Below are 18,800 nucleotides of genomic sequence, written 5' to 3'. Positions count from 1 at the left end.
CGGCTTAAGAAAACAGGTCATTTTCGCCTAAATAACTCCTGATCATTTTTAAAATGGGTTCGCCTAAGTCTGTTGCTTTTGCATCACCGAAACTTTTTAACTGTGAAAGCTGGTTTAATGACCGTGGTAGCTTAGCAGTGATATCGCGCAGCATATTTTCAGACACCAGCGTATGTTCGGGGATTTTACGTTCGAGGCTGGTTTCTTTACGCCAGTTGAGTAATTGCTTGTATAGTTCGGGGTTAGCAATTTCTTTCTCTTTTGGCAGCGCTTTAGGGTTCCAGTTTTTGTATACAGGTTTGTAACTCATCCCGGCCTCCTGTACTGATGATAAAACATCCCTGCCCGATGTGGCAATGGGCAGGCGTACAAATGCCGCCGTTTTTGCTTTCAGATTAACTAATAAATGATTTAAACTGTCGTAAAACTCGGCAGGAGGGTTGGTGTTATTTACAGCGGTGTAAAAACTGTTAATAGCTTCTGAAAAAACATTCAATTTAGGCAGAAAATAGCTGGCAGCGTTTTTGAGTCTGCTTATAAACGGTGCATTGTTCCAGATAAGCTGATCATCAGGTAAAGCGCCCAGTTCCTTCCTGATAAAACGGTCGCCGATGGTTTTAATTTCAGTTTCCCAGTTATGGTCAGTTTTGTTGATGGTTTCGGATAAGGGGCTATTTTTAATCGCGCCGTTTAGCATGATGGCTTTAAGTTGCCTCCATGCACCTGTAAGCATCGAAAAATCAAAGATGTCCTTCATTTCTTCCAGGGCTATTTGCCGGATAGTACTTTCCAGCAGATTTTCATCGGGTATGGAGACAGCTGCATTTTGCATAAAGCTGATGATCTCCGGATCGGTGCGGATATTTTCGGGGCGTACCGGCGATTTCAGGATCATGCCCTCAAGCGAACGGCAACGGCTTAGCGCAACATAAGCTTGCCCGAAAGCAAAGGCGGCGTCGACATCAATAACCGCTTTTTCAAATGTAAGCCCCTGGCTTTTATGTATGGTGATGGCCCAGGCCAGCCTAAGCGGATATTGGCTAAACGAACCGTTATTTTGTTCATTTACTTTTTGCTCATTTTCGGCCAATGCATATTTTACGTTTTGCCAGGTTTCGGGGATCACTTCAAACTCAGAGTCGTCATCAAGAAAAGTTAAACGGATGTTGCCTGGCCCCATAGCAGCGATACGCCCTGTTCGGCCGTTATAATATTGCTTTTTGCCCGAGCTGTCATTTTTAATAAACATTACCTGCGCGCCAACTTTCAACACCAGTTCCTCTTCGGCAGGGTAGACCTCTTTCGGGAAATCGCCGGTTATGGTGGCTTTAAAAGTATGTGCTTCGCCGTCAAGTTCCGTTAAACGCTGCTGGTTAATTTCATTAACCAGTTGGTTATGGGTTGATAGGGTTACATAATCTTTAAGCCAGTTGGCATTCAGATTAGGGTTATAATGCGCATTCAGTTTGTCGAGCATTTCGCTGTCTGCATAGCCGTTCCTGATGCTATTCAATATCTCCACAAACACCGGGTCTTTTTGCCGGTAAACCTGTGTGAGCTCAAAAGTTAGCACCGGGAATTTTTGAAAAGCGAGGCTATCGAAAAAATAAGGGCCTTTATAAAAATTTCTGAGCACCGGCCAGTCCTTTTCATACACTGGGGGCAATTGAAATAGGTCGCCAATCATCAATAACTGAACACCGCCGAAGGGGCGTGTTGATCCTTTAACCTGGCGTAATACGGTATCAATGTAATCAAGGGTATCGGCCCGCACCATACTGATCTCATCAATAATAAGTAGGTCGAGACACTTTAATATGTTTGATTTTTCGAGACTTACCTGCCTGAGCAGGGTGCTGTGATTGTTATGATCGGTTACAGGCACTTGCGGCCCGAAAGGCACCTGGAAAAAGGAATGAATGGTTACGCCACCGGCGTTAATAGCTGCCACTGCGGTAGGAGCTACAACCGCCAGGTTTTTGGTAACGTTTGCCCTGATCCAGCGGAGAAAAGTGGTTTTACCGGTACCTGCCTTACCTGTTAAAAATATCGGCCGGTTAGTATTTTCAATAAATTTAAGGACGAGTTCATGAAAAGGCTCCAACACCATACACTTGCTATATTATCGATTCCCGGATCAGGAAATTATCTTCAAATTTAATAATTAGGTGCGATAGTGCTGAAAACTGTTTGTCAACATATTAGAAAACGACTTTAAATAAAACACACCCAAACGGATAAATTAAGTACTTTCTTTGCCCTTTTCTAAGTGCCTGTTTCTTACACGGACATCAATTACAAACCATAACAGGTGTGGCGATAGGTGTAAATATTTGATTAAAAATGTGTTAAATTTAATTTGCGAAATTTTTAAAAATATTTTGCCAGCACCTGGTGGAAGTTATATATTTGCGGCCACCAACGCGAAAGTAGCTCAGTTGGTAGAGCACGACCTTGCCAAGGTCGGGGTCGCGAGTTCGAATCTCGTCTTTCGCTCTTAAGCCTTTCCCTATTCAGGGAGAGGCTTTTTTTATACTTCTATATCATCTATTCCCCCCAATAAAGTAATAATTGGAGACTGGGCAGAAATTTGAAATGCTTAAATTAACCCAAAGCAATAGCTGCGTTTTTACTGCTTCCAATTGGGTTGAGATCATTTTAGTAAAAGCCTATCTGTAACAATATCAATACAATGAAGATAGATAATGAGGGTTGGCCGAGGCAGCATCATGGCAGGGTTAATTCTTCCCCGGTTCGGGAAAGTTTATATACGCTAATTGAGCTTATGGGCGGGCACAAAGGCTGTTTGCTTGTAAAAATTGCCTCAATATTTCAGGAAAAAGTTTTGCGGTAACTGTACCAGCGGATAACTTTTAATAGCTCATCTTCTGAAATAATATTGTTGCCTGTGGGCTGAAAAACCAGTTCTTTATCCAGTATTGTGGCCCGCAATAGTTGGGACAGAACCCGCACTGGTTTGCGTTTCCGGTTCGAAAACGCAGACGCTACTGCCTGAACCGGGAATTAAGATAACGTCGACCCCATCTATGGAGTTCAGTAAATAATTTTGATCCATGCTATACCTTTTGCAAAAAGTATACCTGTTTAGTAACTATCTCTATCAACGTGGATGACCGAAAAATAAAATATAACCGTCAGCGTCTTCCAATTCAAAGCCGCGCAAGCCATCAGGAGTATTTTGTAGTGGTACAGTGAAACTAGCACCGCGCGATATAAACTCTGCGGCCAGCGTATCCGGCTCAGGTACACTAACATATGCGTCCCACCGGGCATCCGGGGCTTGCTTGTAGTTCGGAAGCGGATCCCCGCTTACAGATTTCGGGAAGATCATTGCCCCATCCCGCTGTACAATAGCAAAAAACGGATCGTGATCTGGCTCCTGGAAAACGGTATCAAAACCGAGTTTCTCCAGATAAAAGGATATTGCCGTTGTGACATTGCGTACAATGAAGAATGGAGCAATGCCGGCTATATGTGGCTGATTCATAAGTTGATTTTACAAGACCGCATGTATAAATATATGAAGCAGGTACTGGATTGGCAATATGTGAAATATGGTTCTCCTTACTGAATAATGTGAACATAAAAATAAGTCTGTCGGATATAAGTCTTACCCGACAGATTTGCATTGTAATGTCCTTTATGGCCCGTTATAAATAATTGTACAACACAGTAATTGTAAAGTGCTTATGATATTAATTTTTGGCTATAGTAGATAGTCTTGCTAATGAGAAGGCGCCGATGGCCATTACAATATCACGCACAGCCACATCTAAATAGTTGCCGCTTGCCAATAAACTAAGTGCGATTAATACTAACCAGGCACTAACAAGATAAGCTCCTTTTTGAGGATTAAAAAGCACTAATATTCCGGCCACAATTTCAATTATGCCAACAATCATCATAAATACATGTTCGCCAAAAGGAAGCATGGCTTTAATTGTTGGATTGAGATAATGTGACCAATCAGTCAATAGGTTGGTGAATTTGTCGGCTCCCGCTACAACAGGCACTAAACCATAAGTAAACTTTAAAAGAGTTTGAGTGTTTTTAGTTTGATCTTCCATGATTATTTTGAATTAATATCCATTAGAGATTGCCTTTGAACAAAGGGTTACAAAGTTTAATTAGAGGTAATCTGTAACCCTTTAGCTTTACAGTGCTCTATTATATAAATCATATTTTATGAACCCACCTGCCGATCATATGACAGATACTTTCAGTGACGAGGAGATTGTAAAACGAGTAGTTAATGGCGAAAAGCATTTGTACGAAAAACTAATGCGCAAATTCAACGAAAGATTGTATAGGATCAGCATGTCCATCATTAACGACGATAAGGAGGCTGAAGACATTATGCAAACGGCCTACCTGAACGCCTATCGCCAGTTGTCTAATTTCAAACATCAATCGAGTTTTAGCACTTGGCTAATCCGGATCCTGATTAACGAGAGCCTGTTGCACAAAAAGAGGAAAGCTCAATTAGAAAAAACACTTACCGAACATATTCGCATTGATCACCAACCTGAAACACCTTTAGATAATCTTATGAACAAAGAATTAAAAGCTATTTTAGAAAAGGCGGTATTAACGCTCCCCGAAAAATACAGGTTGGTATTTGTAATGAGGGAGATACAGGGAATGACCACTAATGAAACAATGGAAGCGCTGGAAATAGGGGAGTCTAATGTTAAAATAAGATTGAACCGGGCCAAAGAAATGTTACGCACCGAGTTAAATAGTTATTGGCAGCCCGGAGAACTTCTGGAATTTAACCTTACTCGTTGTGATGTGATCGTTAATTATGTGATGCATAAAATCAATGCCGGTTGATAATAATGTTACCAGAAATTTTGTTTTTACTATGGTTAATCTTTTAAAAACAAACCGCGATGGGTAACAATCTGGTCTTCGTCGATTTGTTTGCCACTGGCGGAGATAGCAAAGCCGGGATCAGTATATTTGTTTTAAGGAGAGATCACTCTTAATGATCGGCTTCGTTACTTTTAAACGACTTATAAACCGCCCTTCAATTAGTAAACCGCATGAATAAAACAGCATTCGCCCCCAATTTTAAAGCGATGAGATTTGACATGGTCAAATTACTCGTCGTAAGCATATTATGGATTCCGATGGTTTTTATTTCAAACAAATGTTCAGCGCAGGCCACACCCTCACGGGTTTTACTTGCACTTTCAAAAAGCGATCATAATTTGGCGATCATCAACCCGCTGACTTTAAAGGTTATTGCACGCGTGCCCGTGGGTTCCGATCCTCATGAAGTTATTGCCTCAGCCGATGGAAAGACGGCTTATGTTTCCATCTACGGTGGAGGAAGCCTGCACGAGCTGAGCGTAATTGATCTTGTGGCGCAAAAAGCGCTGCCCGCCATTGATACCAAACCATTGATGGGGCCGCATGGACTCACATTTGCAGGAGGAAAAGTTTGGTTCTCGGCCGAAGGCGCTAAAGCTGTTGGCCGCTATGATCCTGCAACCGGCAAATTTGACTGGGCCATGGGAACAGGCCAGGATAGAACGCACATGATCTATGTAACCGATGATGGGAAAAAGGTGTTCACCACAAATGTATCTTCAGCAACGGTAAGCATTTTGGAGGATAGTTTGCTGAAGCCAACGGGGCCTCCGGGCGGTTTTGCACCTCCGGCACGCCATGACTGGGTGCAAACTGTTATCCCGGTAGCTAAAGGTTCTGAGGGCTTTGATCTATCACCCAATGGGCGCGAATTATGGACTGCAGGTGCTGAGGATGGCAATATTTCGATCATCAATATCGCGACCAAAAAGGTAACTGCCACAATTGATGCAAAGGTAACGGGTGCCAACCGACTTAAGTTCACGCCGGATGGTAAACGTATTCTGGTTACGAGCCTCCGCACTGGCGACCTGTTTATTTTTGATGCAGTATCGCACCAGGAGTTGAAACGTATAAATACAGGGCATGGCGCGGCCGGCATCCTGGTTGATGATGACGGATCACGTGCATTCATAGGCTGCACCGGCGATAATTATGTGGCAGTGATCGATCTCAATAAATTAGAAGTGGCCGGGCATATTGATATTCGCGGGGCTGATGGTTTGGCCTGGGCGGTGAGGCGTTGATGCCGTGATAATTTATTAGCTTTAGGCTTCGTATTCTGCTTTTAGTCGTATAAAAAAGTATTTACAATCAAAGGGGTAAGTAAGGGACAGTTAAGTATCATTTTATTAGCATATTGCTGTACCAATTATTTTTACTGTAAACCCAATTATGACAAAAAATCCTGCCCCGATAGTTAAACCGGCTATCCTGATTTTATTACTGTTATTTTCATTTATACAAATTAACCTTTACGGTGCTGTAAAAGGGACCCGGATAGTTAACCTGCAGGTGGAATATACTGACCATCCTATTGGGATTGATGTTAAACTGCCCCGGTTTAGCTGGCAAATGCTGGCCCCTGAAGGATCGAGAGGCTATAACCAGGTTGCTTATCAGATCATCGTAAAAGATGCACAGGGAAAAGTGGTATGGAATAGCACCAGAATAAAAAGCGGAACAGCCTTAGCTGTGGTTTACGCAGGCTCGCCGCTTAAAGCCGCAACCCGCTATAGCTGGACGGTAACTGTTTGGGATCAGGCAGGCGGTGTTTCTTCCTCGGGCTCCTGGTTTGAAACGGGGCTCATGGACACGGGAATGTCGGCATGGGATGGCGCGCAATGGATAGGGGAGGAGATAATGACCTGGTGCTTTATGCACATTACCTGCCGCTGTATAACCTGAAATATAAAGTGGCTATCGCTCCGGGGAGCTCCAGGGCAAGCCTGATTTTTGCCGCTAATGACCCACGGCTGATGAACAGTAACAGGAATATTTTTCAGCTTGCCAATAAAAAGAACCAATCTTATTTTAAAGTAGAGGTGGATATTTCAGGGCTGGATCAGGGAGGCAATGCACGGATCAACGTATACAGAGCAGGGTATTCGGAAAAAGATACATTGGATAAAGTATTTAAAAGCTTCCCAATAAAAACCGACCTGATTGGCAACGGTAATAAGAACAAACAACACTCCATATTGATCAATAATGAGCTTGGTACACTTACATTCACTGTTGATGATAATAAAACATTTTTAGCCGATGAGAAAGATGCAACTGCTATAGCCCAGCCTGTGCCTGCAAACCGCGACGCCGTGATAACACTTAATCCGCTTGGCCGCCGTGATGTAATCTCTTTTGGAATGCTTGGAGAGATAGGTTTTTCTGTAGATAAAGGTCAGAAAGCCGAATTTTCTGAGCTGACGGTTTCCAATTTCAGGTCGCCGCGCAACAATTTATTCAGCGAAAAGCCCGAAGAAAATAATTACAAAGGGATTTTTAAAGAAGCTGTTATTACTCCTTCATCCGGTTTAGTTATAAAAGATGGGAAATATGAGGTAGACGGCGGAAGTGCGGGCGCATTTATCCTTGCCGATCCCAGTCATAACGCTATGCCTATGCTGCGCTCGGTTTTTAATGCCGATAAAGGTATTTCGCAGGCAAGGCTTTATGTAACGGCAAGGGGGATTTATGAAATCTATCTTAACGGTAAACGGGTGGGTAACGATTATTACAACCCCGGCCTTACACAATATAACAAAACTCATCTTTATCAAACCTACGATGTAACCGGTATGGTAAGTAAAGGGAAAAACGCTATTGGTGCTATGCTCGGCGAAGGCTGGTGGAGCGGTTTGTTGAGCTACGGCTCGGTCTGGAACCATTTTGGCGACAGGCAATCCTTGTTAGCTAAGCTGGTTATTACTTATACTGATGGTTCGCAGGAGGTGATCAAAACCAATAACAAAAACTGGAAATATTTTAACGATGGTCCTGTTGTTTACAGCAGCCTGGATATGGGCGAGGTTGACGATGCCACAAAGGAAGTTGCAGTTAAAGACTGGAACACGGTAGCTTATGATGATCATAACTGGCAAAAGGCGCAGGAAGTATCTCTAAAAGGAACAACATATATGGGGGATGACGTTGACTATTTCGGGAAAAAGATCCCGCTGGATTTTGATCATATTTCGATGATCGGGCAGATCGGAACATCGGCAGGAATTTATAAAACCCTTACTGCTAAAGGAGTGAGGGAAGTTAGAAAAGGTGTTTATGTATATGACATGGGACAGAATTTTGTAGGTGTGCCCAAGATCAGCATCAAAAATGGTATCTCTGGAAAAAACTGACCTTGCGTTATGCCGAAATCCTGTATCCAAACCTGAAGGAGTCTGGTAAAAATGTCGGTATGATTATGACCGAAAATTACCGCGCAGCGCTGAGTCAGGATCTTTATATCATGAAGGATGGCGATCAGGTGATCCAACCGCATTTTACATCGCATGGTTATCAATATATCGAAATTACCGGCATTGACAAGCCGCTGCCGTTAGAGGATGTACAGGGCCTGGTTATAAGTTCCGTAAAAAAACTCACTGCAAATTACACTACCTCTAATCCAAAGGTGAACAAACTATGGTCCAACCTAACGTGGTCAAACATCGATAACTTCCTTACTATACCAACCGATTGCCCGCAAAGGAATGAGCGGATGGGCTGGTCGGGCGATATCAGTATTTTTTCGCGTACTGCAACTTATGTATCCAATGCCGATCAGTTTCTGCGCAGGCATATGCTGGCCATGCGTGATTTGCAAACTGAGCAAGGGCGATTTACCGATATAGCACCAGTTGGCGGTGGCTTTGGTGGTGTGATCTGGGGGAGTGCAGGCATCACCGTGGCCTGGGAAACTTACCAGCAATATAATGATGTATCATTACTTGCCGAACATTATGATGCCATGTGCAGGTATATGGATTACATCGACTCAACTATTGATCCTAAAACCGGCTTCAGTACGGATGGTGTGCTGGGCGACTGGCTTGGACCACAATATATGCAGCTTGGTACTGCTTTCCCGGTTACAGCTTATCATGTTTATGATTTGGGCATTATGACAAAGGTGGCCGCTATTTTAGGAAAGAAAGATGATGCTGAGAAATTCAGGAAAAAATATGAAGAGCGAAAAGCCTTCTTCAACAAAACATTTGTTAACGCTGATAAAAAAGCCGTAGGTGTTGTTGGTGGTGGGATGTTTGGCGAGCCCGGCAAAAAAGAGTTTAAAGTTTCGGATACGCAAACGGCCTACGCAACAGGTTTGGCACTTGGCGTATTTAGCAACGAAAATATCAGTTATATGGCAAAGAACCTTGAGGCTGCCGTTGAACACGAGAATAAAGATGACCAGGGGATTGTCCGCCCTGCTTATTCTCTTATGACCGGATTTGTAGGTACGGGCGCGATCAGTAAAGCTCTTTCAGATAACGGGCACTCGGGCCTTGCTTATAAAATGTTGCAGAACGAGCATTATCCGTCATGGCTGTATGCTATTGACCAGGGCGCTACAACTATTTGGGAAAGGCTGAACGGATATACTGTAGAAAACGGCTTTGGCGGTAATAACAGCATGAACTCTTTTAACCACTATTCATTTGGTGCTGTTGGTCAATGGATGATTGCTTATTCTATCGGGATTCAGCGTGATGAACCTGGTTTTAAGAAATTTATTTTGCAGCCTGAGCCCGACCCCACCGGGGAGATGACCTGGGCTAAAGGATCTTATGATTCACCTTATGGACGGATAAACAGTAGCTGGTCCGTAAGCGGTAAAACATTGACCTATGATGCAACTGTTCCGGCGAATACCTCAGCTACATTGTTTCTTCCGGCAGTTACTGTTAAAGGCATAACTGAAGGTGGTAAGCCTGTGGCAGGGGCAAAGGGTATCAGCTTTATCGGGTTTGAAGGAAACAAAGCAATTTATCGCTTGATGCCGGGAGCTTACCGGTTTACATCAAGCTTATAAAGCTATGCCCGAAGCAATTTTGGAAGTATTGATCGCAATGATTATTAAGTTGGGGATCGATACTTCCAAAATCTATAATGAACCTTACTTGATCAGTGTAACAAGTGGTTTATCTTTTTCAACAATATAGGTAGCAAGCTCACTCGCTTTGGTGGTTCCTACATTTTTCACCGAATGCACGGTTCCGTAAGGGATAAATAAAACGTCGCCGGCTTTAAGCGTCACCGGTTGTTGGCCTGCTACCTGGTATTCCAGTAACCCACCAAGTACATAAATAATTTCTTCGCCGAAATGTGTATGCTGCGGGAATGACATTCCTTTTTCAACATCTACGCGTACCTGTACCATTTCACGGCCGGGAATACTAAGGTCATGTCGCTGTAACTCTGTGCGGCCTGCTACGGTTTGCTGAGCCAGGACAGATGATGGAAGTGTAAGTACTGCAAGAACTGCGATAATAATGGCGGTAGCCAGTTTGTTTTTGTTAGTTTTCATAGCTTTTGGTTTTAATTTTTAGTAAAACTACAGCCTCACCCATCCTTTAGCAATTGCCATATCAATGAACCGGACTAAATCATCGTTCATGCAGACATTCGCTATACCGAAATAGCCGTTTTTTGAACCCGGATTTTGTTGTGCAAGCCAGTTTTATGTACTGACAGGTTTTTAACAATGTTTCGACCAGGATAGATAATATTTTCGGGAATCGATGCTGTTCCTCAAAAGATGAGTGCGAAAGCAGGCATGCTGCGTAATGTTTAAACCAAAATAAAATAGCTATTGTTTTAAGTCCAAAGAACGAAGAGAATTTTAATTTACCGCAATTCTATCAATGCTTTTTAGCTTAAACAAAGCGGCATACGTCGTGAAAATATCAACCATTGTTGCTTTGCTTTAATGCTAATGTTAAAAGCAATGGTATATTGAATATTTGTCAGGTCGAACTGAAAAAAAGCATTTTTTGTGAAATTTTTTCAGTGATCTCAAGTGTTTACTCTACTGGCATTAGCTTTGAATTAAATGAACCGGTTTAATTAATATAAGTTTTAATCATTAATTTATTTAAGGAGGAAGACCTATGACATTGGTTAAATTTAATGCCGACAAAAAGAATAACAGTTCGTTATTACCGTCATTTAATGATGTTTTTGAATCAATCTTAAACGATTCTTTTTTCAATGACCGCTTGGTAGCGCGCGTTCCCGCAGCTAACATCAGCGAAACCGAGGATCATTATCATGTTGAACTGGCTGCGCCCGGCCTGAAAAAGAAGATTTCAAGATTAACCTTGATCGCAATGTGCTGCACATTTCGGTAGAACGACAAAACGAAAGCAGCGACGTTCAAAAAAATTACAGTAAACGTGAGTATAGTTACAGTTCATTTGTACGTTCGTTTACGTTGCCCGACAGCGCCAACGCCGAAAATATTGAGGCGTCTTATACAGACGGCGTCCTGAAGATCGATATTGCTAAACGCGAAGAAGCTAAGGCTATACGCAGGCAAATTGACATTAAATAAGTGGGATAGTTTTTTAAATGAGGCTCCTGTTAAAGCAGGAGCCTCTTAATTTATAGCTATGGAACTCGGGTTTTATATTTTGCTGAGCGTTAGAACACCGGCAGGATTTGATAGTTATGGACAGTATTTTTTAGGTAATGACCGAAATTTCGCCGACCTGCTTTTTGACAACTTTAAGGGTAGGGAACCTTTGAGCTCTGATTTACTGCATATCGACCTGATGGAAACGACGGATGAAATCCCGGTAAAAATCAAGTCGATATCCTGTACACTTGAGGAGCTAACCTGCACTATCAAATTGATTGTCCGGGGTATCTTCCGGCAGAAAAACCTCACAGAATTTAACGGATATGGACAGGCAACAATGGAGTGAAATGCTCATCGGCATGCTCACGATACTGGTGTTATTGACAGAATTGTTTTTATGTTTAACCAGCCCAGGTCACCGCTTGCCCGAAATGAATCAGAAATTATTGCTCACCGGCGCCTTGCTTTGGATATCGGGCATTCTTTTTCGTATAAACAAAACAGACAGCGATGACTGGGCGATATAACATTGACACGCTTGTTCTGCTCTTAACTTCGTGAAATCGTATTTTTTCCTGATTGGGTGCAGTCTTCGTACTCCAGGTTTCCACGGGGCGTTTTTGCAGCAAGTGGATTAAAAACGGTAACCCATACCTACGCCGATTATCCAGGGCCTGATTTTTACATCGGCCGGTATGTTTTTCAAAACCGGCGCAAGTTCGGGTTTGCCCGCAGGCGTTAAATTGGATGCATCAACCTTTACATCGGTAGAGAGAAATATTTTCTTCAGATCAATATTCAAGAATACTTTTTTACTGATATCGAAATCAGCACCCAACTGAGTTGCAAAAGCAAAACTGTTGTTGTAATCAATGCCGCCTACGGTTGAACCTTTATCGGCATTGTAAAAAATAGTGTAGTTAAGCCCCGCGCCGATATAGGGTTTAAAAAGGGTACCTGTGGGCAAATGGTATTGCAAAGTAAGCGTAGGCGGAAGCAACCATACTTTACCGAGATCAACATCGGCCGAAGAGCCGGCACCAATAGCACTCAGGTTGGATCCTTTTGTTTTTACCTGGTGCTTTGTTGTCGCCAGGATTAATTCTGCAGAAAAGTTTTTGGCAAAAAAGTAGGTAAAATCGAGCTCGGGAACAACAGTATTGGAAATGTTTATGTCTCCGCCGATAACGCCTATCGTCGCACTTTCCTGGGGGATAACCCCAATTGCCCTGAGGCGGATATCCCATTCATTTTTTTGCTGAGCGAAAGCGGTTATCCCGCTTAATAAAAATAAGATCAAAGTAGTAAAGAAAATCTTTTTCATAATGATTTGTATTAAATTATGGGGCAAATGTATCCCGCAGGTGATAGACTTTGCCTGACCGGAAACAGTTGTTCTCATGATACTCATCATTTCGCGTTTACCCGGTTTATCACTGGAATGGCGACCCGGAAGCGAGCATAATACCGATGCTGCCCGCAATAAAAAAGACCCGCCCAGGGAGCGGATCTTTTTAAAGTAACTTAGTTTGAGTAGGCGCTTAGGCACGGTATATTGCGTCAATGAGCAGTTTGGCCCGGCCTGCCGTAAAAGTTTTTGTTATTTGCAGATTAGGGTGTAGCTATTTCAAGTACAATCCGGCCATCTACCTTACCATTTTTCAGGTCGGCCAAAACTGTATTTATGTCCTCTAATTTTGCGGTATGTATGGTGGCTTTAACTTTTCCTTCCACGGCGAACTCGATGGCTTCCTGCAGATCTTTACGAGTACCTACAATTGATCCCCTGACGGTATAGCGGTTCAGTACGGTTTCAAATATGGGGAGGTCGAAACTACCGGGCGGTAATCCATTCAGCGCGATAGTCCCTTTTCTTCTTAACGCGGATATACCTTGTTTAAACGCGATGGGTGATACAGCGGTAACCAACACGCCGTGCATACCCCCTGTTTCTTTTTGTAAAAACGTGCCGGGGTCGGTAGTTTTGGCATTAACGATCAGCTCGGCGCCAAGGTTTTTAGCTAATTCCAGTTTTGTATCGTCTACATCAATAGCCGCAACATGCATGCCCATGGCTTTGGCATATTGTACAGCTAAGTGCCCAAGGCCACCTATGCCGGAAATAGCTACCCATTCTCCCGGTTTGGTTTCCGTTTCTTTAAGGCCTTTGTAAACGGTAACACCCGCGCAAATGATCGGTGCCATCGCGGTACAATCCGAGCCTGCCGGGAAATGCCCAACATAACGGGAATCGGCCACTACATATTCCGCATAACCGCCGTCAACGCTATAGCCGCCATTTCTCTGGTCGTTACATAAGGTTTCCCAACCGGTAATACAAAACTCGCAGCATCCGCAGGCGCTGTACAGCCAGGGTACACCTACAATATCACCTTCCTTCAGGCCTTTAACATCAGGACCAAGCGCTACTACATAACCAATAGCCTCATGGCCGGGGATCAGTGGCATTTTGGGTTTAACCGGCCAGTCGCCGTCTGCCGCGTGCAGGTCGGTATGGCAAACACCACTGGCTATTACTTTAACCAGTATTTCATGTTGGCCCGGCTCGCGAACCGGCATTTCTTCTATTTGCAAAGGCTGGCCAAATTCGTGCACTACGGCGGCTTTCATTTTTTTAGGTATCATATTTTCAATGGCTTATGACTAATGATTTTTTTATTAATGCAAAGCTTGCGGAATTTAGCGGCTTAAATAGTGATCAAAATCACCTGCTGTGGTGATATGGGGCATTCAACTGGGGAAACTGCACGGAGATCTAAAAAAATGGGAAAGATAACTACGCTATTTTCCTTCATAAATGACCCCGGATGTCGGCGTTTCTTTCAATTCAATTTTATTAAGCCCATCCAATTTGTCGGTTATGCTTTTCCAGATCCATATGGCCAGGTTTTCGGCCGTGGGGTTTTCCAAACCAGGGACTTCGTTCAGAATGGTATGGTCCAACTGGTCAACTATTGGTTTAACCGCGTTTTTGATCAGGGCGAAGTCAAGCACCCATCCTTCGGGGCTTGTTACCTCGCCTTCAAAATAAACTGTTAAATGGTAGGTATGGCCATGTATGTTCCTGCATTTGTGGTGCAGCGGAACGTTGGGTAAAAAATGTGCAGAATCAAAAGTGAAGCTTTTGTAAACGATCATATAATACGCTTTTTGCGATTTTTAGTTTGCGGGCAAAAGAAGCGCGGAAAGTATTTTAATAAAATGATCTGTATTTCTTTATTCGTTGATTGAAATCACTCGCGCATTGGTTAAAATATCTCTGGGTTATATTTACTATACCGGCAGTAATGATTTTTCGTGGTACTTGCCCGTGTCCGCAAGTTCATAATTCGGTACAAGTTTTTCACGCTGGTAAATAGTTTTTTCCTTATTAGTTTTTTGGGGTAGATGTTGTTTTATAGATGTTGACAATCAGATTGATAAATGACAATCGTCACTATTTTAACACCCGGTACGCTCCAACTTTACATTATCAATAACGATGTTATGAAAATATATGAAAGCGATGATATACCTGTTGTTTTTAGAACACACCTGCAAAAAATGATGATAATACAGGGGCTATTGTCGACGGGCACTTAAATATAACGACATATAACCTTAATAGCCTGTTTGAAAGCCAGCTCTATAATAGCGAACCACAACATAAAAAATATCAGCCATATCAATTAATCAATCCTTTAAACATGAAAACAATCTTAGTACCCACCGATTTTTCGGGACCTGCAAAAAACGCGGCAAGCTATGCTATAAACCTTGCGCAAAATATCAAAGCAGGTTTAATATTATGTCATGCCATCAAAATACCTTCAGAAACGCCCATGGCAGCGCAAGTAGCCTGGCCTTTAGAGGATTATACGTCGCTCAAAGCAGATGCAGATAAGGAATTGGAGCAACTTTCTGTAACCTTACAACAGGAAAGCCCTTACGCTAAAGCGGCGTCAGGCCATAATGTTATTACAACGTACTGCGACGTAGGCGAGGTAGTTGATGTAGTAACAGGCAAAATAGATGAAGAAAAAAGCGTAATGGTTGTTATGGGCATGTCGGGAGCAGGAGCTATGAGCAGATTTTTTTAGGCAGCAACACACAGGACATGATCGGCGATGCCGCCTTCCCGGTTTTACTTATACCATCGCAAGCAAAATATCACCCTGTAACAAAAATAGCTTTTGCTACCGATTTGAACAGCAGCGATATAGAAATGATCCATTCGGTGGCAAGCCTGGCACGCTATTTTAATGCAGAGCTATTGATAGCCCATGTAACCGACGAGAAGTACGAAACAGGAGATGAAAAACAGCAGGTTGAAGCTTTTTTAAATGAAGTTACCTGTAAAGCCAACTATCCTAAAATTTATTACAGGCACATTAAAGGTACGGGTATAATGCGCGGGCTCGATTGGCTTAGCGAGCACGGAGTGATTGATATGCTGGTGATGGTGCACCGTAAAGTTAACCCGCTTGAGCGCCTGTTCGGCATCAGTTACACTAAAAAACTTTCGCATCATATTGAAATACCTCTGCTGGTGTTGCCGGAGGGGCTTCCACCGCTGCATTTCTAAAAACAGGGGATGGGAGTGAGCGTATAAGATCGGATAGCAACGTGTGTTACTCTTTGTTTTAAGCTGTGAAAAATGATACTCATCACTTTTCCATCCAACAGCCATCATTTTTCAAGTGGTGGATTACAGCCATTTTTGATCTTATAAATAGATCATCAATGGCTGTAAATATACTTACCCAAACTACCTGCTACCACTGCGGTAACGATTGTGATAAAGATCATTATGTATTGGATGACAAAGATTTTTGCTGCACGGGCTGTAAAGGTGTTTACAAGGTGCTATCCAATAGTGGGTTATGTAACTATTACAGCTATAATGAACATCCCGGCGCAACACGTACCCACGTGGAAAAGCGGTTCGAATACCTTGATGATCCTTCGATCATAGCAGACCTGGTTGATTTTACAGACGAAAACATTACCATATTAACGCTTTATATCCCTTATATCCATTGCAGCTCATGTATTTGGCTGCTTGAGCAGTTAAACAGGTTTAACCCTGCCATTTATTACAGCCGGATTGACTTTTTAAAGAAACAGGTAAACCTGCGCTTTAATAACAAGGAGATAAGTTTAAGACAGGTTGTGGAACTATTAGTTGATATCGGTTATGAGCCACTTATTAACCTCCAAGATGTTATTAAAAAACAACAAACCGGTGCTGGCGATAATCTTGTAAAAAAGATAGCGGTGGCCGGGTTTTGTTTCGGTAATGTGATGCTGCTCAGTTTTCCGGAGTACTTGGGATTATCGGAATATGAGCAAACTTTCAGGCATTTTTTTGGCTGGTTGAATGTGCTGTTTTCGCTGCCGGTTGTTTTTTACAGCGGGAGGGAATATTTCCAATCGGCCTATACAAACCTCCGTAATAAAATATTGAATATCGATTTTCCGCTGGCGCTGGGCATAGCCGTGCTTTTTTGCGTACGCTGATTGAGGTACTAACCCATGCGGGAGCCGGTTTTGCCGATACGCTTTGCGGGCTGGTGTTTTTTTACTGGTGGGTAAATTTGTTCAGCGAAAAACCTATTACCATATCTCTTTTGAGCGGGACTACCGCTCGTTTTTCCCTGTTGCCGTACAGGCTGTTGATAACGGTATTGAAAAGCCGCTGCCCTTATCAGCCCTGAAAGTAGGTCAGCGGATCCGCATTCGCAGTAATGAGATTATTCCGGCCGATGCGATATTACTAAATGGTGAAGCGCGGATTGATTTTAGCTTTGTTACCGGCGAATCGGCTCCTGTGACAAAGGTTTGGGGTGAAGTGGTTTATGCCGGTGGCCGGCAAATGGGCGAAGCTATTGAATTGGAGGTAATTAAACCAGTATCACAAAGCTACCTTACCCAATTGTGGAATAATGAAGCTTTTAGCCGTAGTCAGGACAACCGGATGCAAACCTTTAACCAAAAGGTAAGTAAGTATTTCAGCATTGTTTTACTGATGATTGCATTGGGTTCATTAGTTTTCTGGTTGCCGGTCGATGTTTACCGTGCTTTTTCGGCATTTACAGCGGTGTTGATTGTAGCATGCCCCTGTGCGCTGGCTTTAAGTACACCGTTCACTATGTCGGCGGCACTCAGTATTTTTGATCGTAATTTTTTCTACCTCAAAAACACCGCCGTTGTTGAACAACTGGCCCGTATTAATACAATCGTGTTAGATAAAACCGGCACCATTACTATTGGCGGCGAAAACGGTGTAAGCAACAATGCACAGCTAAGCAGTTACGAGGAACAGCTCATATACAGTATTTGTAGTAATTCGGCCCATCCCTTAAGCATTCAGATTTGCGATTACCTCCAGGGGGCGGATAAACTTCGGGTAAGTAATTACCGGGAAATAGCCGGAAAGGGGATTACTGCCTGGGTTGATGGGCATAATGTTCAAGTCGGCAGCCAGTCGTTTTTAACGGGAGGAGTAGATATCGCAAAATCAACTGAAGTACACCTGATGATTAACGGGCGATACGCCGGTTATTTCAGCTTTGCAAACAAGTATCGCGAAGGGCTTGAAGATATTGCGCGGCTGGCCGCGGATTATAAAATTTACCTGTTATCAGGCGATCAGGACCGGGAGCGGAAAAATTTACTGCCTTATTTTAAGGGGGAGGGATATATGCTGTTTAACCAATCCCCGCAGCAAAAGCTTGACTTTATAAAGGCTTTACAGCTGGCCGGTAAAAAGGTAATGATGATAGGTGATGGCTTGAATGATTCGGGTGCTTTAAAACAAAGTGATTTGGGGATAGCTATTACGGATAACGTTAACAATTTTTCGCCCGGCAGCGATGCTATTTTGGATGGGCGTTCGCTCAGGTTGCTGCCCGCATTTCTTAAATTCTCAAAGGATAGTATCACCATTATCCACATTTCGTTTTTTATATCGCTTTGCTATAACCTATTAGGATTAAGCTATGCAGTAAGCGGCAGGCTTTCACCGCTCATAGCGGCCATATTGATGCCTTTAAGTACTGCAACCATCATTTCGTTCACAAGCATAGCAACACACCTCGCCGCTAAAAAAGAAAATTATCATGAACATTATTTATTTCCTGATCGGGTGCAGCGTATTGCTTGCACTTGTGTTTTTGGGCGCTTTTTTTGGGCGCAGCGTAACGGCCAGCATGATGATCTGTATACCCCATCGGTAAGGATCCTGCTGGATGATGAACCAACTGATAAAGATAAAAAATGACCAATGTCATTATTCGGGCAAACCGTAATCATTCTGTCGGCG

Annotated in this window: 20 protein-coding genes and 1 tRNA gene; 14 read left to right on the top strand and 7 right to left on the bottom strand. The window is 43.0% G+C overall.

The features are described 5' to 3' along the window. Positions 1 to 4 precede the first annotated feature (4 nt). Complete coding sequence (locus ACQ86K_RS23100; protein ID WP_091170148.1) at positions 5 to 2,110, bottom strand: AAA family ATPase; 2,106 nt, start codon at positions 2,108 to 2,110, stop codon at positions 5 to 7. A gap of 313 nt (positions 2,111 to 2,423) precedes the next feature. On the opposite strand from ACQ86K_RS23100, the gene ACQ86K_RS23095 reads away from it, so the two are divergent. After that, positions 2,424 to 2,496 (top strand) — tRNA-Gly (locus tag ACQ86K_RS23095). A 625-nt stretch (positions 2,497 to 3,121) separates the two neighbouring features. On the opposite strand, the gene ACQ86K_RS23090 is transcribed toward ACQ86K_RS23095, so the two are convergent. Together ACQ86K_RS23090 and ACQ86K_RS23085 are read right to left on the bottom strand one after the other, a co-directional pair. Further along, complete coding sequence (locus tag ACQ86K_RS23090) at positions 3,122 to 3,508, bottom strand: VOC family protein (protein WP_091170141.1); 387 nt, start codon at positions 3,506 to 3,508, stop codon at positions 3,122 to 3,124. A gap of 208 nt (positions 3,509 to 3,716) precedes the next feature. Then, a complete protein-coding gene (locus ACQ86K_RS23085; RefSeq protein ID WP_091170138.1) occupies positions 3,717 to 4,088 on the bottom strand; it encodes a hypothetical protein in 372 nt (123 codons plus the stop codon). Between the two features lie 118 nt (positions 4,089 to 4,206). On the opposite strand from ACQ86K_RS23085, the gene ACQ86K_RS23080 reads away from it, so the two are divergent. The 5 genes from ACQ86K_RS23080 (at position 4,207) to ACQ86K_RS23060 (ending at position 9,928) form a co-directional block, all read left to right on the top strand. Further along, a complete protein-coding gene (locus tag ACQ86K_RS23080) occupies positions 4,207 to 4,854 on the top strand; it encodes an RNA polymerase sigma factor (RefSeq protein ID WP_091170132.1) in 648 nt (215 codons plus the stop codon). Between the two features lie 212 nt (positions 4,855 to 5,066). Continuing rightward, a complete protein-coding gene (locus ACQ86K_RS23075; protein WP_218134452.1) occupies positions 5,067 to 6,143 on the top strand; it encodes a YncE family protein in 1,077 nt (358 codons plus the stop codon). Between the two features lie 148 nt (positions 6,144 to 6,291). Next, positions 6,292 to 6,804, top strand: coding sequence for a hypothetical protein (locus tag ACQ86K_RS23070; protein ID WP_431198880.1), 513 nt, complete (start codon positions 6,292 to 6,294; stop codon positions 6,802 to 6,804). Further along, entirely contained in the window at positions 6,726 to 8,252 is a 1,527-nt protein-coding gene (locus ACQ86K_RS23065; protein WP_431198879.1) for an alpha-L-rhamnosidase N-terminal domain-containing protein, read from the top strand. Before ACQ86K_RS23070 ends, ACQ86K_RS23065 begins: the two co-directional genes overlap by 79 nt. A gap of 2 nt (positions 8,253 to 8,254) precedes the next feature. Beyond that, entirely contained in the window at positions 8,255 to 9,928 is a 1,674-nt protein-coding gene (locus ACQ86K_RS23060) for a family 78 glycoside hydrolase catalytic domain (RefSeq protein ID WP_431198878.1), read from the top strand. A gap of 84 nt (positions 9,929 to 10,012) precedes the next feature. Here ACQ86K_RS23060 and ACQ86K_RS23055 read toward each other — a convergent pair whose 3' ends face one another. Then, positions 10,013 to 10,423 carry a cupin domain-containing protein gene (locus tag ACQ86K_RS23055; protein ID WP_091170126.1) on the bottom strand — a complete coding sequence of 137 codons (411 nt, stop codon included), beginning with the start codon at positions 10,421 to 10,423 and terminating at the stop codon, positions 10,013 to 10,015. Between the two features lie 804 nt (positions 10,424 to 11,227). On the opposite strand from ACQ86K_RS23055, the gene ACQ86K_RS23050 reads away from it, so the two are divergent. The 3 genes from ACQ86K_RS23050 to ACQ86K_RS23040 are packed head-to-tail and all read left to right on the top strand — an operon-like array spanning position 11,228 to position 12,003. After that, positions 11,228 to 11,449 carry an Hsp20/alpha crystallin family protein gene (locus tag ACQ86K_RS23050; RefSeq protein WP_431198877.1) on the top strand — a complete coding sequence of 74 codons (222 nt, stop codon included), beginning with the start codon at positions 11,228 to 11,230 and terminating at the stop codon, positions 11,447 to 11,449. 58 nt (positions 11,450 to 11,507) lie between these two features. Further along, complete coding sequence (locus tag ACQ86K_RS23045) at positions 11,508 to 11,822, top strand: hypothetical protein (RefSeq protein ID WP_091170121.1); 315 nt, start codon at positions 11,508 to 11,510, stop codon at positions 11,820 to 11,822. Further along, on the top strand, positions 11,800 to 12,003 hold the full coding sequence (locus ACQ86K_RS23040) for a hypothetical protein (RefSeq protein ID WP_143020799.1): 204 nt from the start codon (positions 11,800 to 11,802) through the stop codon (positions 12,001 to 12,003). Before ACQ86K_RS23045 ends, ACQ86K_RS23040 begins: the two co-directional genes overlap by 23 nt. A gap of 107 nt (positions 12,004 to 12,110) precedes the next feature. Here the strand turns inward: ACQ86K_RS23040 and ACQ86K_RS23035 are convergent, their stop codons facing one another. Beyond that, on the bottom strand, positions 12,111 to 12,800 hold the full coding sequence (locus ACQ86K_RS23035) for an OmpW/AlkL family protein (protein WP_091170115.1): 690 nt from the start codon (positions 12,798 to 12,800) through the stop codon (positions 12,111 to 12,113). A gap of 76 nt (positions 12,801 to 12,876) precedes the next feature. On the opposite strand from ACQ86K_RS23035, the gene ACQ86K_RS23030 reads away from it, so the two are divergent. Next, positions 12,877 to 12,999, top strand: a complete 123-nt coding sequence (locus ACQ86K_RS23030) for a hypothetical protein (RefSeq protein ID WP_256337470.1) — start codon at positions 12,877 to 12,879, stop codon at positions 12,997 to 12,999. Positions 13,000 to 13,087: 88 nt separating this feature from the next. Here the strand turns inward: ACQ86K_RS23030 and adhP are convergent, their stop codons facing one another. Both adhP and queD read right to left on the bottom strand, forming a co-directional pair. Next, the gene (gene adhP / locus ACQ86K_RS23025) at positions 13,088 to 14,122 is read right to left on the bottom strand and encodes an alcohol dehydrogenase AdhP (RefSeq protein ID WP_091170112.1); all 1,035 of its coding nucleotides are present in this window, start codon (positions 14,120 to 14,122) and stop codon (positions 13,088 to 13,090) included. 156 nt (positions 14,123 to 14,278) lie between these two features. Then, a complete protein-coding gene (gene queD, locus ACQ86K_RS23020; RefSeq protein ID WP_091170109.1) occupies positions 14,279 to 14,635 on the bottom strand; it encodes a 6-carboxytetrahydropterin synthase QueD in 357 nt (118 codons plus the stop codon). 548 nt (positions 14,636 to 15,183) lie between these two features. On the opposite strand from queD, the gene ACQ86K_RS23015 reads away from it, so the two are divergent. The 4 genes from ACQ86K_RS23015 (at position 15,184) to ccoS (ending at position 18,758) form a co-directional block, all read left to right on the top strand. Further along, positions 15,184 to 15,576 carry a universal stress protein gene (locus tag ACQ86K_RS23015; protein ID WP_431198876.1) on the top strand — a complete coding sequence of 131 codons (393 nt, stop codon included), beginning with the start codon at positions 15,184 to 15,186 and terminating at the stop codon, positions 15,574 to 15,576. A gap of 17 nt (positions 15,577 to 15,593) precedes the next feature. Then, a complete protein-coding gene (locus ACQ86K_RS23010) occupies positions 15,594 to 16,061 on the top strand; it encodes a universal stress protein (RefSeq protein WP_431198875.1) in 468 nt (155 codons plus the stop codon). Between the two features lie 158 nt (positions 16,062 to 16,219). Further along, on the top strand, positions 16,220 to 16,996 hold the full coding sequence (locus ACQ86K_RS23005; RefSeq protein WP_431198874.1) for a heavy metal translocating P-type ATPase metal-binding domain-containing protein: 777 nt from the start codon (positions 16,220 to 16,222) through the stop codon (positions 16,994 to 16,996). Positions 16,997 to 17,063: 67 nt separating this feature from the next. After that, a complete protein-coding gene (gene ccoS, locus ACQ86K_RS23000; RefSeq protein WP_431198873.1) occupies positions 17,064 to 18,758 on the top strand; it encodes a cbb3-type cytochrome oxidase assembly protein CcoS in 1,695 nt (564 codons plus the stop codon). Positions 18,759 to 18,800 lie beyond the last annotated feature (42 nt).

This window comes from Mucilaginibacter sp. P19 (assembly GCF_050632265.1).
GTDB classification, from domain to species: domain Bacteria; phylum Bacteroidota; class Bacteroidia; order Sphingobacteriales; family Sphingobacteriaceae; genus Mucilaginibacter; species Mucilaginibacter gossypii.
This window is presented reverse-complemented; position numbering and strand designations above follow the sequence as displayed.

What these genes read in the sequence shown, in the direction of transcription:
- ACQ86K_RS23015 (WP_431198876.1), top strand. Translation starts at nt 15,184, where the DNA reads ATGAAAACAATCTTAGTACCCACCGATTTTTCGGGACCTGCAAAAAAC.
- ACQ86K_RS23010 (WP_431198875.1), top strand. Translation starts at nt 15,594, where the DNA reads ATGATCGGCGATGCCGCCTTCCCGGTTTTACTTATACCATCGCAAGCA.
- queD (WP_091170109.1), bottom strand. Translation starts at nt 14,635, where the DNA reads ATGATCGTTTACAAAAGCTTCACTTTTGATTCTGCACATTTTTTACCC.
- ACQ86K_RS23005 (WP_431198874.1), top strand. Translation starts at nt 16,220, where the DNA reads ATGGCTGTAAATATACTTACCCAAACTACCTGCTACCACTGCGGTAAC.
- ACQ86K_RS23090 (WP_091170141.1), bottom strand. Translation starts at nt 3,508, where the DNA reads ATGAATCAGCCACATATAGCCGGCATTGCTCCATTCTTCATTGTACGC.
- ACQ86K_RS23040 (WP_143020799.1), top strand. Translation starts at nt 11,800, where the DNA reads ATGGACAGGCAACAATGGAGTGAAATGCTCATCGGCATGCTCACGATA.
- adhP (WP_091170112.1), bottom strand. Translation starts at nt 14,122, where the DNA reads ATGATACCTAAAAAAATGAAAGCCGCCGTAGTGCACGAATTTGGCCAG.
- ACQ86K_RS23030 (WP_256337470.1), top strand. Translation starts at nt 12,877, where the DNA reads ATGATACTCATCATTTCGCGTTTACCCGGTTTATCACTGGAATGGCGA.
- ACQ86K_RS23035 (WP_091170115.1), bottom strand. Translation starts at nt 12,800, where the DNA reads ATGAAAAAGATTTTCTTTACTACTTTGATCTTATTTTTATTAAGCGGG.
- ACQ86K_RS23045 (WP_091170121.1), top strand. Translation starts at nt 11,508, where the DNA reads ATGGAACTCGGGTTTTATATTTTGCTGAGCGTTAGAACACCGGCAGGA.
- ACQ86K_RS23075 (WP_218134452.1), top strand. Translation starts at nt 5,067, where the DNA reads ATGAATAAAACAGCATTCGCCCCCAATTTTAAAGCGATGAGATTTGAC.
- ACQ86K_RS23080 (WP_091170132.1), top strand. Translation starts at nt 4,207, where the DNA reads ATGAACCCACCTGCCGATCATATGACAGATACTTTCAGTGACGAGGAG.
- ACQ86K_RS23100 (WP_091170148.1), bottom strand. Translation starts at nt 2,110, where the DNA reads ATGGTGTTGGAGCCTTTTCATGAACTCGTCCTTAAATTTATTGAAAAT.
- ACQ86K_RS23070 (WP_431198880.1), top strand. Translation starts at nt 6,292, where the DNA reads ATGACAAAAAATCCTGCCCCGATAGTTAAACCGGCTATCCTGATTTTA.
- ACQ86K_RS23055 (WP_091170126.1), bottom strand. Translation starts at nt 10,423, where the DNA reads ATGAAAACTAACAAAAACAAACTGGCTACCGCCATTATTATCGCAGTT.
- ACQ86K_RS23065 (WP_431198879.1), top strand. Translation starts at nt 6,726, where the DNA reads ATGGGATGGCGCGCAATGGATAGGGGAGGAGATAATGACCTGGTGCTT.
- ACQ86K_RS23085 (WP_091170138.1), bottom strand. Translation starts at nt 4,088, where the DNA reads ATGGAAGATCAAACTAAAAACACTCAAACTCTTTTAAAGTTTACTTAT.